The sequence below is a fragment of the Pseudomonas sp. Sample_24 genome, from assembly GCF_004307605.1.
Classification (GTDB): domain Bacteria; phylum Pseudomonadota; class Gammaproteobacteria; order Pseudomonadales; family Pseudomonadaceae; genus Aquipseudomonas.
This window is the reverse complement of the sequence record NZ_RCNW01000427.1, coordinates 1-8,364: the sequence shown is the minus strand read 5'-3', so window position 1 is coordinate 8,364 and position 8,364 is coordinate 1. Positions and strand designations below refer to the sequence as shown.

Genomic DNA, 8,364 nt, shown 5'->3' with positions numbered 1-8,364 from the left:
GCACCGGCAAAACGCGGGAAGCGGAAGTGGGTGAGGATATCTAGAAACGCCTTGTCGCCGAGCAGCCGGTCCAGTACTGCCGGGACTTCGCTGTCGTCGTAAGGTCGGATGGCATCGAATTCGCCCATCATGCTCTCTTGTTAGAAACGGCTAGGGTAAGTAAAGGTTCTGATCGAAAACCGGCGGGGTACGGTCTGAAAAAGTAGTCAGACAAAAATAGCCCTGCAAATAGACCGGCGATTATACGCACAAGTCACCCGGGAGACCGCGATGCTGGAAAACGCGCTGTATGAATGTCCGTATTGTGGTGAAGAAGTCGAGACGACGGTGGACCTCTCCGGCGGCGATCAGACCTACATTGAGGACTGTCAGGTGTGCTGTCGGCCAATCACGTTTGTATTGCAGGTTCATGGTGAGGATTGGTTTCTGGAAGTCTTCAGCGAAAACGAATGAGGGGCGCATATGCAGCGCATCTACGAACCGGAAAACCTGATGGAAGGCGAGCTGCTGCAAGGCATGCTCGCCAGCGAGGGCATCGAGGCGCATCTGGTGGGCCGCGATCTGGTCGGGGCCACCGGTGAATTGCCGATCTTCGGCCTGCTGGGGTTGGCGGTGGATAACGATCAGGCCGAATACGCCCGCGAGCTGATCAGCGCGTACAATGCCGCGCTGCCGCTGTCCGGCGATGAACCGGAAAGCTTCCCCGGCACGCTGGTCTGTTAGGCTGGCGTTCGTTTGATCAAGAGTCGTGCTGCCCCATGTGTGGACGTTATGCCCTGTTTCGCTGGAACCGCGACTTCGCGACCCTGCCAGGTTTTCCCGCCGATCAGCAGGCGCAGTGGAACATTTCCCCCAATGATTCGGTGTTGATGCTGCGTGCCGGTGCGCACGGCCAGCGGGAACTGGCGCGCGCGCGCTGGGGCCTGACGCCGCCGTGGCTGACCGATCTGTCCCGAACCCCGGCCCATGCCCGCGCCGAAACCGTGGCCGAGCAACCCATGTTTCGCGAAGCATTGCGACTGCGGCGCTGCCTGCTGCCTGCCAACGGTTTCTACGAGTGGCGCGGCACCACGCGCAAGCGCCCATACTGGTTGACGCCGGGGGAGGGTTCGTCATTGTTTTTTGCGGCGATCTGGGAAGCGTATCCGGTGCAGGAACAAGTCTGGTTGAGTACGGCGGTCATCACGCAGCCGGCGGCGAACCAGCGTCGGCCGCTGATTCTGGATGAGGCGGGGCAGGCGGCATGGCTCGATCCCGAGACGCCGCTGCACACCTTGCAAGCCCTGCTGGCCAGTGAGCCCGCCGCGTTGCGCGAGCGGGTGTTGGCCAATATGGTCAATGATCCGAAGCTCAACGGGCCGGAGTGTTTGACCCCGGGTTGATGGGTTGTCTGTGCTGACCCAATCGCTGGCAAGCCAGGCTCCCACAGGGTTTTGCGGTGTTCACGAAACCTGTGGATCAGATCCTTCCACAGTGTTTTGCGGCGCACGCAAAACCTGTGGGAGCCTGGCTTGCCCGCGATGGGGCCTTTGGATCAGACCTTGAACTGATTGATCAGCCGCCGCTGCTGTTCGGCCAGTTTGGTCAAATCCGCACTCGCCGCGCTCGATTCATCCGCACCGCTGGCCACTTCATTGGCCACTTGCCCGATATTGATCACGTTGCGGTTGATGTCATCGGCTACCGCGCTTTGTTCTTCGGCGGCGCTGGCGATCTGGGTGTTCATGTCGTTGATCACCGACACGGCTTGCGTGATGGTTTCCAGCGCTTGGGCCGCCTTCGCCGCGTGTTGGACGCTTTCGTCCGTGCGGTTCTGGCTGTCTTCCATGACCCGCACCACATCCCGTGTGCCCTGTTGCAACTGTTGAATCATGGTCTGAATTTCTTCGGTGGCCTTCTGGGTTTTCTGCGCCAGGTTGCGCACCTCATCGGCCACAACGGCGAAGCCGCGACCCTGTTCACCGGCCCGGGCGGCTTCGATGGCGGCGTTCAGGGCCAGCAGGTTGGTCTGCTCGGCGATGCCGCGGATGGCGGTGAGGATCGCGTTGATGTTTTCACTGTCCTTGGCCAGGGTTTGCACCACACCGACCGCGCGTCCTATTTCCACGGCCAGAGCACCAATGGAATTCGAGGTATCACGGACGATTTGCATCCCCTGGCTGGCAGCCTGATCTGCATGGCTGGCGGCTTGAGCCGCTTGCGTCGCGTTACGGGCTACGTCCTGAGCGGTGGCGGTCATTTCGTGCACCGCCGTGGCGACCTGATCGATCTCGGCCATCTGCTTGTGCACGCCGGTGTTGGTGCGGATGGCGATGTCGGCGGTGTGTTCCGAAGAGTCGCTGACGCTCTGCACCGACGTCACCACCTGAGTGATCATCGCCTGCAACTTGCTCAGGAAGGTGTTGAAGCCTTTGGCGATCGAGCCCAATTCATCGGCGCGGTCGCTGCTCAGGCGGCGGGTCAGGTCGCCTTCGCCCTGGGCGATATCGTCGAGCATCGCGACCATTTGCTTCAACGGACGGGCAATGCCGTGGCCCACCAGCCAGATCACCAGCAAACCGATACCGGCAATCAACAGGCCGACCATGGCCATGCCGAACGTGTCCGACTTGCGCTGGGAGTCGAGGTCCGCCTGGAGTTTCTGCAGATCGGCCATGACCGCATTCAGCGGGAGTTGCAGCATCAGGGTCCAGCGGGCGTCGGTCTGGCCGATGCCGAAGGGCAGGTACAACTCGATCCGGCCCTGGGCCTTGTCGACGGTATAGGTGACTTCGCCACGCTTGAGATTGGCCATGTTGGCAGTCTGCTTGCTGTCGAGAATGTCGCTGACTTTTTCGCCGAATTTGCTCGGATCCTTGGTGTAGGCAACGATTCGTCCATTGCCGCCGATCAGGGCCATTTCGCCAGCGCCGCTGTAGAGTTTCTGGTTGGCGCCGAGGAGCATTTCCTGAATGAAGTTCACTGACAGATCGGCACCGACGATGCCCTGGAAGGCGCCGTTGAGCATGATCGGCTCAATAAAGGAGGCGAGCATGACGATTTTGTCGCCGACCTTGTAAGGCGCCGGGTCGATCACACAGGATTTTTTGGTTTCTTTCGAGCACAGGTAGTACTCGCTGGCGCGCACCCCGGTGGACAGAGTTTTCTGGTCATCGACGTCCACCAGTTTGTCCAGCCCAAGGCTGCCGTCTTCATTGCGGAACCACCAGGGCAGGAAGCGCCCGTTGCTGGTGTCGATGCCAGCGACCTGGGTGCCGACGTACGCCGCATCGTTGTGATCCAGCGCGTCTTTTTCCCAGCCGATGTAGGTGCCGAGGATCTTCGGGTTCTTCGCTACGTTTTCCTTGATCAGGCCGATCAATTGCTCGCGGCTGAGGCTCAGGGCAGGTTGGCCATCGGCGCCGGGCGTGCCGATCAGCGCGTTGACCCGCACCAGGCCGCCGGCAATCAACAGGGGGGCTTCCAGCTCGCGCTGGATCTGACTGACCTGGGTTTGCGCCAGTGAGGTCAGGCGCTGCTCGATGACTTGCTCGAATTGCGCCTGGGTCCGTTCCTGGACCATGTCTTGCGTCCGGGCACCGGAGAACAGCGCGTAAACGACCAGGGCCGCCACCACACTCAGAACGATGGCGCCGGCCAGGGCCGCCACGGAAAACTGGATCGACTTGAATTTCATGGTTGCTCCGCACGCAAAAGGACATCCGCGGAGGTGTATCGGCAGGGGGCTGGAGGGGCATGAGCGGGCGTCACTGAAATGACTGTTTTGGGGTGCTCGATGTCGCAAATGAATCATTGCCCGCGCTTTACGGACGGTGGCTTACCCGGTTTCATGAATTTTTTACTGCAGTGACGAGAGCTTTGTCTGAAATGCGCGTCATATATGCCGTTGTATCTGGCGCCGATACCTTTCCGCGCCTAGGATACGGTCATGTTTTCAGGGAGTTTTTTGATGAACAAGACATTGGTGTCGTGTGCGCTGAGCGCAGGTCTGTTGCTCGCCGGTTGCCAATCTGTCAACACCACCAGCGGTGGCGCGGTGGGTGTTGAGCGCAAGCAGTACATGTTCAGCATGTTGTCCTCGCAAGAGGTCGACCAAATGTATGCCCAGTCTTATCAGAAGACCGTCGGCGAAGCGTCCAGTAAAGGCGTGCTGGACAAAACCAGCAGCGATGCCAAGCGCGTACAGGTGATCGCCGATCGGCTGATTGCCCAAACGCCGAACTTCCGCCCGGATGCGGCCCAGTGGAAGTGGGAAGTCAACCTGATCAAGAGTGACGAGCTCAACGCCAACTGCGGACCGGGCGGCAAGATCTTTTTCTACACCGGACTGATCGACAGTCTGCAATTGACCGACGATGAAATCGCCGCGGTGATGGGCCATGAAATTGCCCATGCCTTGCGTGAGCACGGTCGTGAAGCGATGTCCAAGGCCTACGGCATGGAAATGGCGAAGCAGGGCGCTGGTGCGTTGTTCGGGTTGGGGCAGGACACCCTGGCGCTGGCCGACACCGTGGCCAACTACGGCATGACCTTGCCCAACAGTCGCGGCAATGAGAACGAGGCCGATCTGATCGGCCTGGAACTGGCTGCTCGCGCGGGTTACAACCCGAATGCCGCCATTACCCTGTGGAACAAGATGAGCAAGGCCAGCGAAGGTGCTCCGCCGGAGTTCCTCAGCACGCACCCGTCCTCTAGCACCCGGACTGCAGCGTTGAAGGCGGCGATTCCGAAAGTCATGCCACTTTACGAACAAGCCAAGAAGTCCTGATCTGCGCGGGAGGGCACTTGTGGCGAGGGAGCTGGCTCCCGCCCGGCTGCGCAGCAGTCGTAAATCCGGATGACGCGTCGAGTCTGACAACACGCGATCATCTGGTTTGGGGCTGCCAGGCAGCCCAGCGGGAGCCAGCTCCCTCGCCACAATGATTGCCTACCGCGTCAAACCCATCCGCTAGCCTGCATCGCCTTGTATACCGCAACAATCGCCAGAATGAAGAACGCCGACGCCGCCAAGCGGCGAATCAGGGTCAACGGCAGTTTGTCTGCAGCGAAGTTACCCGCCAAGACCACCGGCACGTTGGCAATCAACATGCCCAGGGTGGTGCCGATGATCACCAGCCACAATTCCGGATATTGCGCAGCCAGCATCACGGTCGCGATCTGGGTCTTGTCACCGATTTCCGCGAGAAAGAACGCGATCAACGTCGTCAGGAACGGCCCGAACTTGCGGGCGGTGCTGGCTTCGTCGTCATCCATCTTGTCTGGCACCAGGGTCCACAAAGCGGTGGCGGCGAAGCTGATTGCGAGGATCCAGTGCAGCAACGTATCCGAGAAGAAGCTGCCCACCCATGCGCCAACCGCGCCGGCTGCCGCGTGGTTGGCAAGGGTCGCGGCAACGATGCCGGCGATGATCGGCCAAGGCTTGCGGAAACGGGCAGCGAGAATGAGCGCGAGCAGTTGCGTCTTGTCGCCAATTTCGGCCAAGGCAACGATTGCGGTGGGAACGAGCAATGAATCCAGCATCAGGGGTTTTCCTAAGGGGCGGGTCGACACGGCTATGACACGTACAGCCTTCCCGCCCCGGGTAAGGTGTGCGTGTCATAGGTCTTGTCAAACCCTGCGGTCCGTCTGATGCGGACGCTTGGGTCGCATACGCCATGGTCTGAGGACCAAGTATGTTGACGTATGCCGGACGAGCATGGCGCTCGTGGGAGACTACTCCCCTAGGACGGAGCGGATTCTGCCTAGGCAAAATCCATTCGGCAAGTACAAATTTCTACCCGCGTTTGGCTCGGTAGATCCTGAAACCCTGACCTTCGGCCTTGATGGCGCACACGCCAAGGTGCTCTTCGATCAATGGTTGATACTTCAGGAAGCTATTGGCTACCAAGCGAAGTTCGCCACCATTTTTCAGATGTTTGGCTGCTTTTCGCAGCAAATTCTCGGTCGCGAAGTAATCGGTGTGCACGCCGACATGGAAGGGCGGGTTGCTCAGGATCGCACTCAAACCCATCGGTGCAGCGTCGATGCCGTCGCCGGTAATCACTTCGGCTTCCAGACCGTTGGCGGCTAACGTCAGGCGACTGCTGGCGGCGGCAAACGCGTCGACGTCCAGCATTGTCACCTGATTGTGCGGATAGCGCCGTTTTACCGCGGCGCCTAAAACACCTGCACCGCAACCGAAGTCCAACAGGTGACCACTGGGCAGTTTGTCCAGATGCTCCAGCAACAGTGCGCTGCCGCGATCCAATCGACCATGGCTGAACACGCCCGGCAGGCTGATGACTTTGAGCGGGCCTTCAGCCAAAGGAAGTTCGTAGGTCTGGGCGAGGCTTTCCAACGGTTTGGCTGCAGGCGCATTGGCCACAGTCACCAGCCACAGCTGGCAGTGTCGCGCGCTGTCGAGTTTGCGCGGCTTGCCGAACGGATTGAGTTGTTTGGCGGCGCCCTCGATGCCGCTTTTTTTCTCGCCCACCAGGTACAGCTCGCGCCCCGCCAGCCGCGAGGCCAAGGCGTTGAGGATGTAGTCGGTCAAATCCTTGGACTTGGGCAAAAACACCACGGCGGCGTCAAACGGGTGTTCCGGCACGTGTACGCCAAAATCGCTGCGCTCGGCGAAACGCGCGTCCAGCGCGGCTTGATCACCCGCATGCCAGCACCAACCGCGAGCGTCGGGCAGGCGGCCCAGCAAATCGTCGGCGGGAAGACCGGCCAACAAGACTGGCCCCTGGAATAATTCAGCCTGACGAAGCAGTACTTCACTGCGCGGATCCATAACTGCTCCTGTGAAAAAAAGTCTCGCAGTCTATCAACTGACGACCCGCAGCGCTTTACCGCTGAAGTAGGCGAGGGCGTTTTCAGTGACTTGGCCGACGATGCGCTGGCGTGCCTCGCGACTGCCCCAGGCGTTGTGCGGTGTGACAATCAAGCGCGGGATGTCATTGGCCAGCAGCGGATTGCCGTTGACGGGCGGTTCGACACTCAGCACATCGGTAGCGGCACCGCCGAGGTGACCCTTGCGCAACGCGTCGGCCAGGGCCTGTTCATCGATCAGGCCACCGCGAGCGGTGTTGACCACAAAAGCGCCGGGCTTCATCGAGGCCAATTCACGGGCTCCAATGAAATGGCGGGTGTGCTCGTTGAGCGGGCAGTGCAGGGTCAACGCGTCGACTTGCGGCAGCAGCTCGTCCAGCGGCAAACGATCCGGACGGGCAGGGCGCCCCGGAATCTGGCCCAGCAACACACGCATGCCGAACGCTTCGGCCAGCCGAGCGACGGCACCGCCCAATTCGCCATGGCCGAGCAAGCCGAGGGTTTTGCCTTCCAGTTCGACGATCGGATAGTCCAGCAGGCAGAACTGCCGGGCCTGCTGCCAGCGACCTTCGCCCACGGCTTTCTGATAGTCGGCCAGACGCGTCGCCAAATTGAGCAGCAGCATGATCGTGTGTTGCGCCACGGACGGTGTGCCGTAACCCTGACAATTGCACACGGTAATGCCGTGGGCACGGGCGGCCGCAAGGTCGACGTTGTTGGTGCCGGTGGCGGTGATCAGAATCAGCTTCAGCTCGGGGCTGGCAGCCATGGCCGCGGCGTCGATCAGGATTTTGTTACTGATCGCCACGGTAGCGCCCTTGAGGTGATCGATCACTTGATCCGGCAAAGTCTGCGAGTACAGCTGCAGCTCGCTGAAACAATCCCGTAGCGGCTTGAGATCAAGGTCGCCCAGATCGAGGGACGGGTGGTCAAGGAAAACGGCGCGGCGAGTGTTCGTCATCAACTGTACCTTTTGTGCAATGAACTGAAGGCGTAATCTGCCGAGCCTACCAGATGAAATAAATAGTTACGCTTGGCCTGAAGGAGCCCTCATGTACTGGACCGAGTTCTTGACCGTTGCCTTGATCCACTTGCTGGCTGTGGCCAGCCCTGGCCCGGACTTTGCCGTGGTGGTGCGTGAAAGCGTCACTCACGGTCGTCGCGCGGGCACCTGGACAGCGCTGGGTGTCGGTACGGCAATTTTCCTGCATGTGGGGTATTCCCTGCTGGGTATCGGCTTGATCGTTTCCCAATCGATCATGCTGTTCAACGCCCTGAAATGGGCCGCCGCCGCTTACCTTTTGTACATCGGCTTCAAGGCATTGCGGGCAAAACCTGCCAAAGCGGTGACTGACGATTTGCACAAGGAAGCGGGCGAGCGCACCGCTCGCGGCGCCTTCACCTCGGGCTTCGTGACCAACGGCCTGAATCCGAAAGCCACGCTGTTTTTCCTGTCGTTGTTCACCGTCGTGATCAACCCGCACACGCCGCTGGCGGTACAGGCCGGTTACGGGGTGTACCTGGCAGTGGCGACGGCGATCTGGTTCTGCCTGG

At 60.4% G+C, this 8,364-nt stretch carries 9 protein-coding genes, 1 pseudogene and 1 riboswitch; of the genes and pseudogenes, 5 read left to right on the top strand and 5 right to left on the bottom strand.

Annotation, left to right across the window (positions count from 1 at the left end; translation table 11 throughout):
* Positions 1-131, bottom strand: a pseudogene (locus D8V06_RS25205) (glycerol acyltransferase); the annotation flags it as partial.
* Positions 132-270: 139 nt separating this feature from the next.
* Here D8V06_RS25205 and D8V06_RS25200 point away from each other — a divergent pair.
* The 3 genes from D8V06_RS25200 to D8V06_RS25190 are packed head-to-tail and all read left to right on the top strand — an operon-like array spanning position 271 to position 1,382.
* Positions 271-453: a CPXCG motif-containing cysteine-rich protein gene (locus D8V06_RS25200; protein ID WP_056853248.1), complete on the top strand. Its 183-nt coding sequence runs from the start codon at positions 271-273 to the stop codon at positions 451-453.
* A gap of 9 nt (positions 454-462) precedes the next feature.
* A complete protein-coding gene (locus tag D8V06_RS25195) occupies positions 463-723 on the top strand; it encodes a DUF2007 domain-containing protein (protein ID WP_056853247.1) in 261 nt (86 codons plus the stop codon).
* 35 nt (positions 724-758) lie between these two features.
* Complete coding sequence (locus tag D8V06_RS25190; protein WP_130908428.1) at positions 759-1,382, top strand: SOS response-associated peptidase; 624 nt, start codon at positions 759-761, stop codon at positions 1,380-1,382.
* Positions 1,383-1,534: 152 nt separating this feature from the next.
* Here the strand turns inward: D8V06_RS25190 and D8V06_RS25185 are convergent, their stop codons facing one another.
* The gene (locus D8V06_RS25185) at positions 1,535-3,676 is read right to left on the bottom strand and encodes a methyl-accepting chemotaxis protein (protein WP_130932037.1); all 2,142 of its coding nucleotides are present in this window, start codon (positions 3,674-3,676) and stop codon (positions 1,535-1,537) included.
* Between the two features lie 273 nt (positions 3,677-3,949).
* On the opposite strand from D8V06_RS25185, the gene D8V06_RS25180 reads away from it, so the two are divergent.
* Positions 3,950-4,768, top strand: a complete 819-nt coding sequence (locus tag D8V06_RS25180) for a M48 family metallopeptidase (protein WP_056853244.1) — start codon at positions 3,950-3,952, stop codon at positions 4,766-4,768.
* A 167-nt stretch (positions 4,769-4,935) separates the two neighbouring features.
* Here D8V06_RS25180 and D8V06_RS25175 read toward each other — a convergent pair whose 3' ends face one another.
* The 3 genes from D8V06_RS25175 to D8V06_RS25165 form a co-directional block, all read right to left on the bottom strand.
* Positions 4,936-5,520: a TMEM165/GDT1 family protein gene (locus tag D8V06_RS25175; RefSeq protein ID WP_056853243.1), complete on the bottom strand. Its 585-nt coding sequence runs from the start codon at positions 5,518-5,520 to the stop codon at positions 4,936-4,938.
* 90 nt (positions 5,521-5,610) lie between these two features.
* Positions 5,611-5,733, bottom strand: a riboswitch (yybP-ykoY riboswitch).
* Positions 5,734-5,773: 40 nt separating this feature from the next.
* Positions 5,774-6,772 (bottom strand): class I SAM-dependent methyltransferase, encoded by a 999-nt coding sequence (locus D8V06_RS25170; protein WP_056853242.1) that lies wholly within the window; start codon positions 6,770-6,772, stop codon positions 5,774-5,776.
* Positions 6,773-6,805: 33 nt separating this feature from the next.
* Entirely contained in the window at positions 6,806-7,771 is a 966-nt protein-coding gene (locus D8V06_RS25165) for a 2-hydroxyacid dehydrogenase (protein ID WP_056853241.1), read from the bottom strand.
* 91 nt (positions 7,772-7,862) lie between these two features.
* Between D8V06_RS25165 and D8V06_RS25160 the strand changes: the two genes are divergently transcribed.
* Positions 7,863-8,364: LysE family transporter (locus tag D8V06_RS25160; protein ID WP_130932036.1), on the top strand; the 502-nt coding region annotated here is incomplete at its 3' end.